The sequence below is a fragment of the Plantactinospora sp. GCM10030261 genome (genome assembly GCF_042666615.1).
Taxonomy (GTDB): domain Bacteria; phylum Actinomycetota; class Actinomycetes; order Mycobacteriales; family Micromonosporaceae; genus KBS50.
On sequence record NZ_JBHTDD010000045.1, the window covers coordinates 22,582 to 38,251 of the forward strand.

Here is a 15,670-nt window from a genome sequence, read left to right on the forward strand (position 1 = left end):
CCGCAGTCGCGAGCGGAGGGGCGGCACAGTGAACGAGTTCCTCCAGTACCTCGTCACCGGGTTGGGCGGTGGTTGCGCGTTCGCGCTCGTCGGCAGCGGGCTCGTGGTCGTCTACCGGGTGACCCGGGTGGTGAACTTCGCCCAGGGCTCGTTCGCCGTCATCGCCGCGATGACCGCCTCGACGCTGCTGGCCAGCGGGCTGCCGCACGGATTGGCGGAGGCGCTCGCGGTGGCCGTCGGCGCCGTTACCGGACTGGTGGTGGGGCTGGTCGCGATCGGTCGGGCGGGCACCCCGCCCGGTGCGTCGCTCATCGTCACGCTCGGGCTGGGCGTCTTCGCGTACGCCGTCGAGGTCCTCGTCTGGGGTGACCAGCCGCGCTCGTTCGGCGGTCTGCCCGGCGCGGTCGACCTCCTGGGCGCCCGCCTCCAGGCGCACTACCTCCTCATCGTCGGCGTCACGCTCGCCGTCTTCGCCGGGGTCAGCGCGCTCTTCGCCCGCACGGACATCGGCCGCGCGCTGTCCGCCTGCGCGTCCAACCCGTACGCCGCCCGGGTGGTCGGCATCGACGTGCGCCTGATGGGTCTGCTCTCCTTCGGCATCGCCGGCGCGCTCGGCGGCCTCGCCGGGGTGCTCGTCACCCCGATCCAACTTGTCACCTTCGACTACGACGTGACCCTGCTGGTCGGCGGCTTCGCCGCCGCCATTCTCGGTGGCCTCGTGCGGCCGGCGCTCACCCTGGTCGGCGGCCTGCTGCTCGGTGTCGCGCAGGCCCTCGTCGCCGGTTACGGGCACGGCGCCTACCAACTGGAGGTGGCACTGGTGCTCATGCTCGGCGTGCTGATCTGGCGGGCGGCGCGCCAGCCGGTTGTGCAGCAGGAGATGGCATGAAGGCGGGCGAGATCTCGACCGCCGGATGGCTGCCGGCGACGGTGGCTGTGGCGACGCTGGCCCTGCCGCCGCTGCTGTCCAGCGGCCACCTGTCCATCTACATCCTGCTCGGCCTCGCCGCGATCGTCACCAGCGGACTGTCCATGTTGATGGGATACGCCGGGCAGGTCTCACTCGGTCAGGCCTCGTTCTACGCCATCGGCGGCTACACGGCCGGCCTGCTCGCCGTGCACGGCATACCACCGCTTGTGGGCCTGCTCGTCGCGCCGCTGGCGGCTGCCGGTTTCGCCCTCGTGGTGGGGGTGCCGCTGCTGCGCCTGCGCGGGCACCATCTCGCCTTCGCCACGCTCGCCATGCAGCTCATCCTGCTGTCCCTGGTCAGCCAGGCGGACTGGACCGGCGGGGCGATCGGCCTGCAGGGCATCCCCCGCCTCTCGGTGGGCGGCGTCGAGTTCGCCGACGACATCTCGTACGCCTATCTGGTGTGGGCCGCGGTGGCCGTCACGTTGCTCGTGTCCCGCAACGTGGTGGCGTCCCGACCCGGGCGGGGGCTGCGGGCGCTGGCCACCAGCGAGACGGCCGCCGCCGCCAGCGGCGTGCCGGTCGGCCGGTACCGGCTCGTCGTGTTCGCCCTCTCCGCCGCCTTCGCCGGGCTCGCCGGCGGGATCTACGCCTTCTACCTGGGCTACATCGCGCCCGGCTCGTTCCCGGTCCTGCTGTCCATCGAGTACGTGGTGATGGCCGTGGTCGGCGGGCTCGGCACCCTGTGGGGCGCGCTCGTCGGCACCACCGTCATCGTGCTGCTGGTGCAGGTGCTCACGACGATCGGCACGCAGCCGGGGATGCCCAGCTACGCGCCAAGCGTGCTGTCGTACGCCGTCTACGCGCTGCTGCTGGTGCTCGTGGTCCTCTTCCTGCCGCACGGGATCGTGCCGGCGGTCCGCGACCGGATCAGCCGGCGGCGGACGGAAGAGCCCCTCCGGGCATAGCGGGGGTGGGGGTTCATTCCTCCCGCGGGCTTGCATTCCGTACCCAGGTCCGGGTTTAGCGTGGATGGTGGCGGCGCCGACCGGGCGCCGGGTTGATCGGAGCGTAATGATGTCGTTTGTCGTCCCGGACGCCTGCACCCTCCCGACCGCTGACCAGCCACTGCGGGGGGCCGAGTTCGAGAACCTTTTCGCGCGGGCGGTCCGCTCGGTCGACCGGATCGATGCCCGGCACGTCCGGATCCGGTTGGCCGGCGAGCCGCGCCTCGATGCGACGGTGCGGGACCTGGTCGCGCGCGAGAGTCGCTGCTGCGGGTTCTTCGGCTTCACCGTGGCCGCGGATCGCGCGTCGGCGGGCGGCGAGGCGGATCGCGCGTCGGCGGGCGGCGAGGCGGATCGCGCGTCGGCGGGTCGGGCGGCCCGGACGCCGGAGGACCAGGCGGTCACGCTGGACATCGAGGTGCCGGAAACCTACGTCGACGTGCTGGACGGCCTGGCGCGGTTGGCCGAGACGCGGCTGGCCACGCGGCTGGCCGAGACGCGGGCGACCTGATGTGGTCGGCGAGCGGTCGCGGCGGACTGCGGTCGGGTGAGGTCGCCGAACGCGCCGGAGTGAACGTCGAGACGCTGCGCTACTACGAACGGCGGGGGCTGATCGCCGAGCCGGCGCGCAGCGTCGGCGGGCACCGGGCGTACCCCCCGGAGACCGTGACCCTGCTCGGGATCATCAAGGCGGCGCAGCGGCTCGGCTTCACCCTGGACGAGGTCGCGGAACTCCTGGAAACGGGCCGGCGTCGGCATCCCCCGCCGGATCTCCAGGCGCGGGCGAGGGCCAAACTGGCCGAGATCGATCAGAAGATCAGCGATCTCAAGGCCATCCGGGGCCAGCTCGAACTGGTCGTCGCCGCGCGGTGCGACAGCCTGACCAACTGCACGTGTCCCTCGTGCCCGGTGCCCTTCGCCGACCTCGCCGGGTCCGGCGGCGAACGGCAACGGCTGAAGCCCGGCCCGACACCGCGCGGTGACGTCGTCATCGATGCCCGCTTTCGGTAGTGTTCTGGTCGCTCGTCGTCGAAATCGCGGGGGAGTTCATGACCAAGCGGCTGATGCTGGCTGTCGCCGTCCTGCTCGTCGGCATTCTTGCCGTCGGGTTTCTCACGATCTGGAAGCCGGCGAGTTCCGATCAGGCCCATGGCCGGCTGGCCGGCGTGGGGCAGCGGCTCACGGAGGCCAAGACGGCCCGGATCGCCTTCACCTCGCAGATCGAGCCGCAGGTCAGCGGCCCGAAGGTGACGTGGCAGGGGACCACCGAGATCAAGTTCGGGGACGAGCCGGAGTGGTCGACCACCTACGACCAGATCCAGCCCAGCGGTCGGCCCGCCGTGCAGGCCAAAGCGGTGCGGGTGGCCGGCGAGACCTACTACAGCTCGCCCAGCATGGTCGCGCAGGACGGCCGTCCCTGGTTCAGCGCCAAGACGCCGACGTACTGGGGTGCTCCGCTCGTCAATCCCGAGCACGGCATCGCCGACTTCACGGTCTGGCAGGCGTTCCTCGACGGGGTCCGGCGGGTGCGCGAAACCAGCGAGGAGACCGACGAACTACCCGACGTCGAGGGCGCCGAGCACGAGTACCAGTTCGAGTGCTACCCGGACACGGGCCCGAACTGCCCACCACCGTACGGGACGGCCCTGGACCAGACCTTCAACGAGGCCTACCCGCCGCGGGTGTCCGTCTGGCTCGACGACGACGGCCTGCTTCGCCAGCTCCGGGTGCGGGCCAGTGTGGGCTCCTTCCCGGACCGTGACGGTGGCAGCGGCCAGGTTGGTAAGCTGTACGGCGAATGGATCATCACGACCACCTTCACGCTCGACCGGTTCGGTGAGCCGGTGAGCGTCACCGCGCCGCCCAGCGACCAGATCACGCGGAGCATGGGAGTGAGGACGACCTGAGCCGCCCGCCAGCGACTCGAAGCCGCCCTTTCTCCCACGGCGTGGATCCGGGCACCGGAAACGAGCGGTTGCCGACTACGATTCAGAACGAGATCCATGCCGGCTACGGGGAGGCATCATGGGCGAGCCGAATCCTTACGCGTCCCAGACGGAGAAGAACACCCAGGCGCCCTGGCTGACCAGTGGAGAACCGCTCGAGGTCAACCTCACCGGCCTGCGGGACTACGCCCAGCACATGCTGGACCAACAACTGGATCTGGCGTCCCGGGGCACCAACCTCATGCGACTGTCCACCATGCCGATGGAGGCCTACGAGGGGAAGGTTCTCGGCGAGGCGGCCTTCCTCCGCTCGCAGCTGCAGGCGAACGCGATGGAGTTGAACGCCTACCTGAGCAACCTCGGCCAGACCCTGTTCAACATCGGGTCCGCCGCCCAGACCATCGCCGACATCTACGGATCGGGCGACGCGATCGGTTCGGCCGACCTGTCCGAGGTGCTGTTCGCGTTCGGCGACAAGAGCGTTCCCCGGCCGGATGGCCTGCCCGCGCACATCGGCCAGACCTATCAGGAGGCGCTCGCCGCCAACGCCGGAAAGTCCGCGCCGCCGCCCGCGACGAGTGCCGAGTGGGGTGAGGGAGTGCAGACCCACTCCTCGCCGTACCAGACATCGATGATCTATCTCGGGCCGAACGGCATGGTCCGCACGGTGAACACGATGACCGTCCCGGGCACCGGCCGCACGGTCGAGACCACGACGATCCGTGACAGCAGCGGCAAGGTGATCTCGAACAACACCGTTACCACCACCTCAAGCTACGATGCCGCCAGGAACACGCAGGTCAAGGTCGTGGAGAGCGGCGCGAACACGACGACCACCACGACCCGGTACGGCAGCGACGGCGAGGTGGTCAACGAGAGCAGCCAGACCACCCGGACCACCAACGGGCAGGAGGCGTCGACCGGCCGCCGGGAGATGTCGATCGACCCCAGCACGGGCGAGCGGGTCGAGACGACCTACGTCGTCAAGGACGGCAAGGAAGTGGTGGCGGACCGGGTGGTGATCGGTCGGGCGACCGAGGACGGGGAGCTGGCTCGCACGACCATCGCGCAGGGGTACGACCCCATGGCGAAGGGCGTGGGCTGACCCGATGGTCGACTACTGGGGCGCCAAGGCCAACCCGAACTACGGATACAGCCCGTACTCGGGCCAGCTGCACTACGGGCAGCACGATCTGTCGGACGAGCCCTTCACGTCGAAGCCGGGCGCCGAGGGTGCGTTGAAGATCGAGGAGATTCAGTACCAGATCCACAACATGCACCCGGAGCTGCTCTCCGCGCTCGCGGACCAGTGGCAGAACGCCTGGACGGTGCTGGACAACGTCAAGAAGTACGTGTTCAAGGAGAGCGAACTTCTCTACGACAAGCACTGGGACTCACCCAAGGCCCGGGACGCCTTCATGCAGAAGGGCCCGGGTGAGGCGCTGGCCTACCTCGACGTGTGGATGGACTCGGTACAGAAGAACGTCACCGCGCTGCGTCACCTCGTCAACATCGCCCAGGACGCGCGTCGCGACATCGACAACCTGGTGCGGGAGTACAGGCAGAAGCTCCAGGAGGCGCAGAATGTCGACCTCACCGGTCAGCTCAGCGAGTGGTTCGATGTCGAGCGCTACTGGATGACGGGGTGGGGCGAGGCCAAGGACTACCAGATCCAGGAGCAGGTCCAGGAGGTCGAGCGGGTCTACACGGAGAAGGCGCAGCAACTGGCCTACAAGGTCGGCAATGAGCACTACGAATACACGGGCACGCTGTCGGCCGGCGTCGGCCCCCCGTACCGGCCGATGGACGTGGTGCTCAACTCGCCAGGCATGCCGCCGGCGCCGAGCCTTCCCGGCCTTTCCGGGCCGCCGTCGTTGAACAAATCGGTGCCCAAGCTGTCCGCGCCGAACACGCCGGACGTGCCGCAGGTGCCGCTCAACGCCAACGACGTACCGTCGGTGGGGGCGCCCCCGGTGGTGACGCCGCCAAACGTGTCCGCTCCGAACCCGGCGCTGCCGCCGAATCCCGCGCTGCCACCGACCGTGACCGCGCCGACCCCGGCGCTGCCGCCGAACCCGGGCCTGGTCCCGCCGGTTCCCGCGATCCCGCCGGGGCTCCGCACCGCCGACAACCCCGGCCTCCAGTCCCGTAACGCCCCGTCGCTTCGGCCACCGGAGCTGAGCCGGGGTGGACCGTCCCTGTCGCAGACTCCCCAGCAGCCGCCGAGCCCTGGGCAGCTGACCCGGAACGGATTCAACCGTGGTGTCAGCACCGGGAAGCCACCAGGCATGCAGCAGCCGCCCGGGATGAGCCAGCCACCCGGTCGTACGCTGCGTCGGCCGACCGGCCCGGGCGCCGAACGGGACCGCGGCGTTCAGCGAACCGGCATGGGCGAGCCGGGGCGGGGCGCTCCGGGTCAGCCCGGACAGCCGGGCCGGGGCGCTCCGGGTCAGCCGGGTCAATCCGGTGACCGGCGTCGCACCGGTGGTCCGACCCCCGTCGATCGCCATCCGGGCACACCGGTTGACGCCCGCGAGGCGTTCCGTCCGCCAGGGAGCCCCACCTCGCCGGTGTTGAAGAACCCCACCGGTGATCGGAGCAGGGCCCGTCCCGGCAGTCCGGCGGACCTGTCACCCGGACGTCCGGGCGCCGGGAAGGTGCGGGACGGCACCTCGTCTCCGGTGCTCAACCGGCCCGGTGGATCCGTGCCTCCGCCGGGCACCCAGGGTCGGCCGAACCGCGCGACCCCGGAACGTGACCGGAGGACCACTCCGAGTGCGGACTGGATCGGAGCGGACGGTGCGCGCGCCGACATCGGCCCGTCGGTGCTGGACGCGCCGCCACCTGCGCCGACCGGCAACCGGGTGTCCGGTTTGGAGGAGGTTCCTCGGGAGTTGCGCAGCCGGGCCGCGACCCGGTCCACCGGGCCCGCCCGGTCGGCCCGCCCGGGCACCGTGTCGCCCGAACTCGGCAAGCGCCGGACCGTCGACGAGTTGCGCGAGCGGTCGGAGGCCGACGACGAGGCCCGCGGGCTTGTCACCGACGAGCAGGCGTTCGAGGTCCGGACCCCGGGCGGCGGCGTGGTGACCAGCAAGCGCGATGATCCTGGGTACGAGCCCGAGGTCAAGCGTGTCCTCGGCGGCGGCCGGTAGCGCGGCGGCCCGACACGCCCACGAGGTGGCCGGCCGCGTCACGCGGCCGGCCCCCGGGCGGTGGTTCCGCCGACGTGGCCGCTGATCGAGGGCAGTCAGGCCGTCACGGACGGTTGATCCCGGACGCGGTCACAGCCAAGGTGCACGGCAAGGTGGCCGAGCCGGGCTCCGGCAGCTGAGGACGGTCCCCGGTCGGGCAGGGTCGCCACCCCGGCCGGCGGGTTGTGTGATCATGGTGAGATGTCGAGGAAGGTCCTGCTCGCCGGCGCCAACCCGTACGTCACCCTTTTCGACGGTGACCGCCCGACCGCCTACGCCTCGATGTGGCGGGTCGACTGGTCACGGTGGGGAAGCGGAGCGGTGGTCGTGCTCTGGGAGGCCGGGCGGTTGCGGATCCTTGCCGACGCCGAACCGCTCGCGTCGGTGGTCGAGTCTTCTTTTGTACGCCACTTCGACGAAGCCCGGGAACTGCCCGGGTGGGGTGCGCCGGTACCCGTCGAGGTGGTGGCGATCCAGGTGCGCGTCGACCCGGACGGGGGCGCGGTGGCCAACGCCGGTGACGTCACGGTGGAGTTGTCCGAGGTCCGGGACGCGCGACCGTTCGCGACCGCCGACTTCCCGCTCGGCGGGCGTAGCCACGGGCTCGCGATGCTGATGTTGCCCTGCGCCGCGGCGACGGTCCGGGTGGGTGGCCGGCTGTTGCCCGGCGCCCCGCGTACGTCGGTGACCGAGGACGGGCGGTTCGTGTCCTCCGCCGTGGCCACGATCCACGAGTCGTGGTGCGGCCCGGCGTAAGCCAGTGCTGCCGTGCTGCGGGGCCCGGCCGGCCGAGTGCGGCCAGGTCAGTCCCGGAACTCGACGAGGCGGCGCAGTCCCTCCAGCAGTGCCGCGTCCTTGGTCGCCAGGCACACCCGCGCCCAGCCGGCGCCGGCTGGCCCGAAGGCGGTGCCCGGCGCCACGGCGACGTGTTCGGCGTTCAACAACCGAAGCGCCCAGTCGGTGACGTCGCCGCCGCACCGGTCCCGGACGTCGAGCCACAGGTAGAAGGCGCCATGCGGGAGGTGGTATCCGATGCCGGCCTCGTCGAGCAGGGCGGCCGCCTTGTCACGTCGTTCCTGGTAGGTGCGGCGCATCAGCTCCACGAAGTCACCGCCGCCGGACAGCGCGGCCAACGCCGCCCGCTGTGCCGGCGCGTTCACGCAGGACAGCAGCGGCTCCTGCATGATCGACGTCACGGCGGCCACCTTCGGGGGCGCCACCAGGTAACCGACCCGCATTCCGGTCATCGCGTACGTCTTGGAGAAGCTGAAACAGGACAGCACCCGCCCCGCCTCGTCCCAGGCGGCCGGGCTGACATGGGGGACGTCGAACGTGATCGCGTCGTAGCACTCGTCGGAGATCAGCCAGAGGTCGTACGCGTCGGCGAAACGGCACAGCGCCTCGGCGTGCGCCGGGGTCAGCACGGTGCCCAGCGGGTTCGAGGGCGAGTTGACGATCATCGCCCTGGTGCGCGCGGTGACCAGCCGGTCGAGGTCCGCGGGATCGGGCTGGAAGCCGTTCTCGGGACGCAGGGGATAGCGGACCGGACGGGCCTGGAGCAGTTGCACCGCCATCGCGAAGTTGGGCCACCCCGGATCGGGCACCAGCACCTCGTCGCCACGGGAGACGGAGGCCGCGAGGGCCAGGTAGAGCGCCTGCATGCCGCCGGCCGACACGACCACCTGGCCGGGGCTCGCCGTGATGCCGTTGTGCGTCGCCACCTTCGCCGCGATCGCCTCGCGCAGGGGCAGGATCCCGGCGTTTGGCACGTACCGGGTCTCGTGCCGGTCCAGCGCGAGCCGGGCGCCGTCGAGAACGTGGTCCGGCGTGACGAAGCTTGGCTCACCGACGTGCAGCCCGATGACGTCCGGGATCGTCCAGGCCACGTCCATGACGGCGCGGATGCCCGACCGGGGCATCCGGGTGGCGTTTGCAGCCAGTGTCGGCATCAGTCCTCCGGGGTGCGGGCGACGCGTACCAGCCGGGCGACGGTGCGCGCCCGTTCCTCGATGCCGGACAGATCGGCGGCGCCGGGTCGCGGCGGCACCAGGTCCGAGCCCAGGCCCACGGCGACCGCGCCGCCGCGAAGCCAGCCGTCCACCTCGTCGTGGCGGATGCCACCGGTGGGGACGAACGTCACGTCGTGGAACGGACCTCGGAGGGCCCGCAGGTATCCGAGGCCGAGCGGTCCCGCCGGGAAGAGCTTGATCAGGCGAGCGCCGGCCGCGCGAGCGGCGGCCACCTCGGTGGGCGTGGCGGCTCCGGGGAGCGGTTCCAGGCCCGCGTCGAGGGCGGCCGCGATCACGACGGGGTCGGTGTGCGGGCTGACGCAGAATCGGGCGCCCGCCTCCGCCGCGGCCGTCACCTGGGCGACGGTGGTCACGGTGCCGGCACCGACGAGCGCCGGCTCCGGCAGTTCGGCCGCCAACCGGCGGAGCGAGTCGACGCCGTCCGGATGGTCCAGCGTCACCTCCATGACGACGAGCCCGCCGCGCAGCAGGGCCTGCCCTACCGCCACGTCGCTGCCGTGCTCGCGCAGCCGGAGGATGGCCACCGCACCGGTCTCGCGGACCCGGTCAACCACCTCGGTCGTCGAGCCTGCCGGACCGGTGGGTAGGGGTTCAGTCATGTGAATGTCCTCTCGTCAGAGTGACGGCGGGATCAGTACGGGGTCAGTCCGTAGTCTGCCGTCAGACACTGACCGTGCAGGACCTGGGCCGCCGGGGTGGCCAGGAACGCCACCACGTCGACGATGGAGTCGACGGTCGGGTGGAATCCCTTTGGCGACAGTGGGTTCGCCCACTCGTAGAAGGCGTCCAGGGTGCCGGCGAACCGTTCCACGTGGTCCTCGACCACCGACCGGCCCAGGTCGGTCTCGGCGATGAGTCCGGGCAGGATCGCGTGCACGTCGACGCCCCGGGTGCCGTACTCGACAGCCAGCACCTTGGTCAGGGCCATCAGGCCGGCCTTCGCCACGGAATAGCCGGCGTCGTTGGGGAAGCCCTTCTTCGCCGCATTGCTCGACACGAATATCACCTTGCCGGCCCCCATATCCACCATGGATGGCAGGAAGGCCCGGGTCACGGCACGGGCGCTTGTGAGGTTGGCGTCGAGCATCCACTGCCACTGCTCGTCGCTCTCCTCGAGGAACGAGCCGAAGGCGAGCGCGCCAGCATTGTTCACCAGGATGTCGACCCGGCCGAGGCGGCCGAGGACGGTCTCGCCGAGTGCGCGTACGTCGTCGGCGGAGGTCACGTCGCAGCGCACCGCGAGGGCCGTGCCGCCGCTGGATTCGATCTCTTCGGCGAGCCGGTTCAGCCGGGCTTCGTCGCGTGCCACCAGGCAGACCGTCGCGCCGTCGCGCGCGAACCGCCGCGCGATTCCGGCACCGAGTCCGCGAGATGCTCCGGTGACCACTGCGACCCTGTCGTTCAGCACCTGACCTCCCTCAAAGGTTGCGTGAGCTGCGCCACGCTCGTATTCTGCAACACCGTTGCACTATCTGCATAGGGCTGGACCGGAGGTAGGGCCGATGACCGGGAGTCACAGAGCTAAAGATCGGCGGGTTCGATGGCTGGCGCTCCTGGCCACCATCGCGCTCGTGGCCACGGGATGCGCCAGGGGTGATGGGGCGACCGCGGACGGTGAGCAGAAGGTGCGCGTCGCCTTCTTCGCGCCGCTGGCCAACACGTACGTCGAGGCGACCCTTCGGGGCATGCAGGAGGCGGCCGACGCCAAGGGTGCCGAGATCACCAAGTTCGACACGGGATTCGACGCGTCCAAGCAGTTCTCGCAGGTCCAGGACGCCGTCACGCAGGGCACCTTCGACGCGTTCATCATCATCCCGCTGGACTCGGTGGGACTGGTGCCCGCGGTCGAGGAGGCGATCGCCCAGGACGTCAAGGTGGTCACCACCGACCTCATCCTCGGCAGCGACCCGACGACCAGTGAGCCGCAGGTCGAGGGCCAGTCCGGGGCGGTGGTGAACCCACCCAAGGACCGGGCCGAGCGGATGGTCCAGGGCATCGTCGAGGCGTGTAAGGGGATCGAACCCTGCCAGGCGGGCTTCATGGCCGGCGACCCGTCGCTCGACTTCGAGCAGGAGGTCAAGAAGCTGCTGGACAACCTCGGCAGCACGAACCCGACCATCCAGCTCAAGTCGTACCAGTCAGGACACGGCTACGTGGCCGGTCCGGCGATCGGCATCGCGCAGAACATGTTGCAGGCCAATCCCGACCTGAACGTGCTGTCCATCAGCAGCGACCAGGCGGCGGCCGGGGCCGAGCAGGCGGTCAAGGACGCCGGCAAGGCCGATTCGGTGCGAATCGTCAGCTCCGGCGGCAGTTGCCCCGCCGTCGAGGCGGTCAAGGAGGGGCGTTGGTTCGCCACTGTGATCGATCTGCCGCAGACCGAGGGACGGGTCGGTATGGAGATCGCCATCGATGCCGTACGCGGCGATCTGGCGGAACCCAAGGGCGTCAACCCCATCGACACCCTGGACCGTGACCCGTACGTGTCGCAGGCGAACATCGAGGGCTTCACCTGCGAGTGGGAGGGCTGACCGCGCGGACCGGCCGCGGGGCGGAACGCCCCGCGGCCGATCCGGTCCGGGCAGGTGCGATCGGCCCGTGACCCAGGACGAGCGGATGCCCGACATGGAGATGAGCGGATGAACGTCGAACTGTCCCGAATAAGCCGCCGGTTCGGCAGCCTTCAGGCGCTGTCGTCGGTGAGCGTGACGATCCGGCCCGGTACGGTGCACGCGCTGGTCGGCGAGAATGGCGCCGGCAAGTCCACGCTGGCCCGGATCCTCGGCGGGCTGGACCAGCCGGACGACGGCGAGATCCTCGTCGACGGCCGCCCGGTGCAGTACCGCTCGCCCCGGGCCGCCCTTGCCGACGGCATCACCATCATCGCCCAGGAACTTTCCCTGGAGCCGGGCCGTACCGTCCTGGAGAACGTCTTCCTCGGGATCGAATCCCGGCGGTGGGGGCAACTCGACCGACGGGCAATGCGGCAGCGCTACGACGAACTGACCGCGAGTTCCGGGCTGAGTCTTGCGCCCAACGCGGTGGTCGGCCGGATGCGCACCGCCGAGCAGCAGAAGGTGGAGATCCTGCGGGCACTGGCCCGCGACGCCCGGCTGGTCATCATGGACGAGCCGACCGCCGCGCTCACCGCGGACGAGTCGGAACGCCTGCTTGAGGTCGTCCGCGGGCTGCGCGCCGACGGCACCACGATCGTTTACGTGTCGCACTTCCTGGAGGAGGTGCTGGCCATCGCCGACGACGTGACCGTGCTGCGCGACGGGACGCACGTCGTCACCGCCCCGGCGGCGGAGCAGACCCCGCACACCCTCGTTTCCGCCATGCTTGGCGGCCCCAGCGACCTGAGCTTCCCGGACCGCGCCGAGCGCGGCGAGCCGGGCGAGGTGGCCCTGTCGGTACGCGACCTGAGCCGCCCACCCGACTTCGCGGACATCGAGTTCGAGGTACGGGCCGGGGAGATCCTCGGCATCGCCGGGCTGGTCGGCAGCGGCCGGTCCGAGGTGGCACGGGCCGTATTCGGGGCCGACCGGCGCGGCCAGGGCCGGGTGGAAGTGGCCGGGCGGGCGTTGCGCGGTCGCTCACCGCGCGAGGCCATCCAGGCCGGGCTGGTCATGTTGCCGGAGTCCCGCAAGGAGCAGGGCCTGCTGATGCGCCGCTCGCTCGGCGAGAACGTGGCGCTGCCGCACCTGACCGGGCTCAGCCGGCTGGGAGTGATCGACAGCGGCCGGGAGGAGACCGAGACCCGGGACGTGGTGCGGCGGCTCGACGTGCGCGGGGCGGGGAGCCATACCCGGATCACCAAGCTGTCCGGCGGCAACCAGCAGAAGGCGATGTTCGCGAAGTGGCTGCTTCGTCCGCCGAAGGTCTTCATCATCGACGAGCCGACCCGCGGCGTCGACATCGGCGCCAAGCACGCCATCTATCGCATCATCCATTCGCTGGCCGCGGACGGGATGGCGGTGCTCCTGATCTCGTCCGAGATCGAGGAGATCCTCGGCCTGTCCGACCGGGTGCTTGTGATGCGCCACGGCAGGCTCGTCGCCGAGTTCGAACACGCCCAGGCCGACCAGGACGCCATCCTCCGGGCCGCCTTCGGCACCCACCACGACACGCCGCAGGAGGCATGAGTTGTCGGTCACGTCGACCACCGGGTCACCCACCAACGCGTCCGCCGACCCCGCCCAACGGCGGCTGAAACTGGACCGGTTGCGCGACTTCGGCATCCCGATCGCGGTGCTGCTGATTTTCGTCTACCTGTCCATCGCCAGTCCGGTCTTCCTGACCCCCCGCAACATGCTCAACCTGCTGGACCAGTCGGCCATCGTGGGCATGATCGCGGCGGCCGGCACCCTGGTGCTGATCGCCGGCGGGCTGGACCTGTCGACCGGCGCCATCTTCGCCATCTCCGGCGTCATCGCGGCGCAGGCGGCCCCGTCGATCGGCACCGCCGGCGCGGTGGCGGTGGGCGCCACCGTGGGCATCGTGTTCGGTCTGATCAACGGTCTCATCAGCACTGTCGGGCGGGTCAACGCGATCATCACGACGCTCGCCACCGGCATCATGATCCGGGGCCTGGCCCTGGTGATCACTGGCGGCGCACTGGTACGGGTCACCGATCCCGGTTTCTCGCAGCTCGGCCGGGGAGACCTGTTCGGGGTCAAGTACGTCGTGTTCGTCTTCATCGGGATAGTCGCGGCGTGCTGGTTCCTGCTCAGCCGGACCGCGTTCGGCCGGTACGTCTACGCGACCGGCGGCAACCCCGAGGCGGCCAACCTGTCCGGGGTACGGGTCAACCGGATCCGCACCATCGCGTTCATGATCAGCGGACTGGCGGCGGCCTGCGCCGGCGTGCTCGTGGCCTCCCGGGTCTCCACCGGCCAGGCGGACGCCGGGCTCGGCATGGAGATCAACGCGATCGCCGCCATCGTCATCGGCGGCACCAGCATCAACGGCGGAGAGGGCGCGGTCTGGCGCACGGTCTTCGGCGTACTGCTTGTCACCCTGGTCGGCAACGGGTTCAACCTGCTCAACGTGAACCCGATCTGGCAGCAGGTGTTCCAGGGCGCGGTGATCCTCGCCGCCGTCGCGCTCGACTCCTGGTCGAAGCGGGAATCCACATGACCGGCGCAACCGGACCCGGCGGGCGCCACGACACGACGGGCGGTAAGCAGATGACCGACGGTGACCCGGCGGGAACCCCGCCGGAGGACGTCCGCGCCGAGTTGGAAGGGCTGTACCGCGACTGGTTCGCCGCGCTGCCCGGCAACGACGCGGCGTTCTTCGAACGGACCCTCGCCGACGACTGGCACTACACGAACGTGACCGGCGAGGTACGCGGCAAGCGGGAGTACCTGGAGTACATCGCGCCGTTGCCGGCCGACACGCCACCGAACCGGCTCCTCGAACTGACCGTGCGCCGGTTCGACCCCGTCGTTATCGTGCACGGCCGGTACGCCGTACCGGAGTTGCTGGCGCCGCCCGGCATGCCGGAGACCCGGTTCACCGCCGTGTGGATCCGCCGTGACGGCCGCTGGTCGGCCCTCACCCACCACGCGACCGGGGTGCCGGTCACCGGGTGAGGGCGACGGCGTGTCGAGCGGTGCTTCCAGCGGGTTCCCCGCCCCTGGGAACGGGATTGAGAGTGCTAACTTTGGCTCGCTGAAGACAACAGGTGGGAGTCAGGATGGCGCAGAGTGTCGAGCGCGCACTGCAGCTCCTTGACGAGCTCGGTGCCGGCCCCATGCGGTTGGGGCCCCTCGCCGACAAGCTGGGCGTACACAAGTCGACCGCGTTGCGGCTGCTGCAGACGCTGGAGCGGTACCGGTACGTACGTCGCGAGGGCGAGGCCCCGGACTTCGCGCTGGGGTTGCGGATCGTGGAGCTGTCCGGGTCCCTGCTGGAGAGCCTGGACCTGCGCCAGGTCGCCGCGAAGCCGTTGAAGCGGCTGGGCTCCCTGACCGGGGAGACGGTGCACCTCGCGGTCCGGGACGGTGCCGCGGTGATCTACATGGACAAGGTGGAGAGTTCGCATCCGGTCCGGATGTACTCGCGGGTCGGCGCGCGGGCGCCGATCTACTGCACCGGGGTGGGCAAGGTGCTCCTGGCGTACACGCCGGTCGAGGAGTGGCCCGAGATGGACCTGCGCCGGTTCACCGACAACACGATCACGACGAAGGCGGGGCTGCTGGCCGCCGCTCGGGAGATCCGGGACCGCGGCTGGGGACGGGACGAGCAGGAACACGAGGGCAGCATCCACTGCGTCGCCGCGCCGGTCTTCGGCCCCGACGCGGACATCGTGGCGGCGGTGAGCGTCTCGGTGCCCACCAGCCGGCTGTCCACCGAGGAACTCGACGGGCACCTGCCGGCCCTGATCGAGGCGACCACCGAGATCACTACGGCGCTGGGTGGTCGCGCCCCGAGACCGGCCTAGGCCGTGTGTCAAAAGTAGTCGGGTGACGGGTCGGGTTGACTGGTCGGGCGTGTCGGTGATCGGTATACGGCGAGGTCTCCGGTAGATGGGTTATCGACCAAGACAACCATCTGCACGGAGACCTCGTGGCCAGCGTAG

At 70.5% G+C, this 15,670-nt stretch carries 16 protein-coding genes; 13 read left to right on the top strand and 3 right to left on the bottom strand.

Going from position 1 to position 15,670, the window contains the following annotated elements; translation table 11 throughout:
- The first annotated feature begins 28 nt into the window (after positions 1-28).
- The 8 genes from ACFQUZ_RS31050 to ACFQUZ_RS31085 all read left to right on the top strand — a co-directional run bounded on the left by ACFQUZ_RS31050 (position 29) and on the right by ACFQUZ_RS31085 (position 7,810).
- Positions 29-889, top strand: coding sequence for a branched-chain amino acid ABC transporter permease (locus tag ACFQUZ_RS31050; protein WP_377448631.1), 861 nt, complete (start codon positions 29-31; stop codon positions 887-889).
- The gene (locus ACFQUZ_RS31055) at positions 886-1,878 is read left to right on the top strand and encodes a branched-chain amino acid ABC transporter permease (RefSeq protein WP_377448632.1); all 993 of its coding nucleotides are present in this window, start codon (positions 886-888) and stop codon (positions 1,876-1,878) included. The genes ACFQUZ_RS31050 and ACFQUZ_RS31055 overlap by 4 nt, the downstream gene beginning before the upstream one ends.
- A gap of 109 nt (positions 1,879-1,987) precedes the next feature.
- Positions 1,988-2,428 (top strand): hypothetical protein, encoded by a 441-nt coding sequence (locus tag ACFQUZ_RS31060; RefSeq protein ID WP_377448634.1) that lies wholly within the window; start codon positions 1,988-1,990, stop codon positions 2,426-2,428.
- Positions 2,428-2,928, top strand: a complete 501-nt coding sequence (locus ACFQUZ_RS31065; protein ID WP_377448636.1) for a MerR family transcriptional regulator — start codon at positions 2,428-2,430, stop codon at positions 2,926-2,928. Before ACFQUZ_RS31060 ends, ACFQUZ_RS31065 begins: the two co-directional genes overlap by 1 nt.
- Before the next feature lie 38 nt (positions 2,929-2,966).
- Complete coding sequence (locus tag ACFQUZ_RS31070; RefSeq protein WP_377448638.1) at positions 2,967-3,824, top strand: hypothetical protein; 858 nt, start codon at positions 2,967-2,969, stop codon at positions 3,822-3,824.
- 118 nt (positions 3,825-3,942) lie between these two features.
- On the top strand, positions 3,943-4,968 hold the full coding sequence (locus ACFQUZ_RS31075; RefSeq protein WP_377448640.1) for a hypothetical protein: 1,026 nt from the start codon (positions 3,943-3,945) through the stop codon (positions 4,966-4,968).
- A 4-nt stretch (positions 4,969-4,972) separates the two neighbouring features.
- Entirely contained in the window at positions 4,973-7,015 is a 2,043-nt protein-coding gene (locus tag ACFQUZ_RS31080; RefSeq protein WP_377448641.1) for a hypothetical protein, read from the top strand.
- Between the two features lie 240 nt (positions 7,016-7,255).
- Positions 7,256-7,810, top strand: a complete 555-nt coding sequence (locus tag ACFQUZ_RS31085; RefSeq protein ID WP_377448643.1) for a hypothetical protein — start codon at positions 7,256-7,258, stop codon at positions 7,808-7,810.
- A gap of 47 nt (positions 7,811-7,857) precedes the next feature.
- Here ACFQUZ_RS31085 and ACFQUZ_RS31090 read toward each other — a convergent pair whose 3' ends face one another.
- Genes ACFQUZ_RS31090 through ACFQUZ_RS31100 form a run of 3 tightly spaced genes read right to left on the bottom strand, consistent with a single transcriptional unit; the run spans position 7,858 to position 10,492 of the window.
- Positions 7,858-9,003 (bottom strand): pyridoxal phosphate-dependent aminotransferase, encoded by a 1,146-nt coding sequence (locus ACFQUZ_RS31090; protein WP_377448645.1) that lies wholly within the window; start codon positions 9,001-9,003, stop codon positions 7,858-7,860.
- On the bottom strand, positions 9,003-9,683 hold the full coding sequence (locus ACFQUZ_RS31095; protein ID WP_377448647.1) for a bifunctional 4-hydroxy-2-oxoglutarate aldolase/2-dehydro-3-deoxy-phosphogluconate aldolase: 681 nt from the start codon (positions 9,681-9,683) through the stop codon (positions 9,003-9,005). Before ACFQUZ_RS31095 ends, ACFQUZ_RS31090 begins: the two co-directional genes overlap by 1 nt.
- Before the next feature lie 32 nt (positions 9,684-9,715).
- Positions 9,716-10,492: an SDR family NAD(P)-dependent oxidoreductase gene (locus ACFQUZ_RS31100; protein WP_377448649.1), complete on the bottom strand. Its 777-nt coding sequence runs from the start codon at positions 10,490-10,492 to the stop codon at positions 9,716-9,718.
- Between the two features lie 94 nt (positions 10,493-10,586).
- Between ACFQUZ_RS31100 and ACFQUZ_RS31105 the strand changes: the two genes are divergently transcribed.
- The 5 genes from ACFQUZ_RS31105 (at position 10,587) to ACFQUZ_RS31125 (ending at position 15,532) form a co-directional block, all read left to right on the top strand.
- Entirely contained in the window at positions 10,587-11,615 is a 1,029-nt protein-coding gene (locus ACFQUZ_RS31105; RefSeq protein ID WP_377448651.1) for a sugar ABC transporter substrate-binding protein, read from the top strand.
- Positions 11,616-11,723: 108 nt separating this feature from the next.
- Positions 11,724-13,229 (top strand): sugar ABC transporter ATP-binding protein, encoded by a 1,506-nt coding sequence (locus ACFQUZ_RS31110; protein ID WP_377448653.1) that lies wholly within the window; start codon positions 11,724-11,726, stop codon positions 13,227-13,229.
- Position 13,230: 1 nt separating this feature from the next.
- On the top strand, positions 13,231-14,223 hold the full coding sequence (locus ACFQUZ_RS31115; RefSeq protein ID WP_377448655.1) for an ABC transporter permease: 993 nt from the start codon (positions 13,231-13,233) through the stop codon (positions 14,221-14,223).
- Positions 14,220-14,681, top strand: a complete 462-nt coding sequence (locus ACFQUZ_RS31120; protein WP_377448656.1) for a nuclear transport factor 2 family protein — start codon at positions 14,220-14,222, stop codon at positions 14,679-14,681. The genes ACFQUZ_RS31115 and ACFQUZ_RS31120 overlap by 4 nt, the downstream gene beginning before the upstream one ends.
- A 104-nt stretch (positions 14,682-14,785) precedes the next feature.
- Positions 14,786-15,532, top strand: a complete 747-nt coding sequence (locus tag ACFQUZ_RS31125) for an IclR family transcriptional regulator (RefSeq protein ID WP_377448658.1) — start codon at positions 14,786-14,788, stop codon at positions 15,530-15,532.
- Positions 15,533-15,670 lie beyond the last annotated feature (138 nt).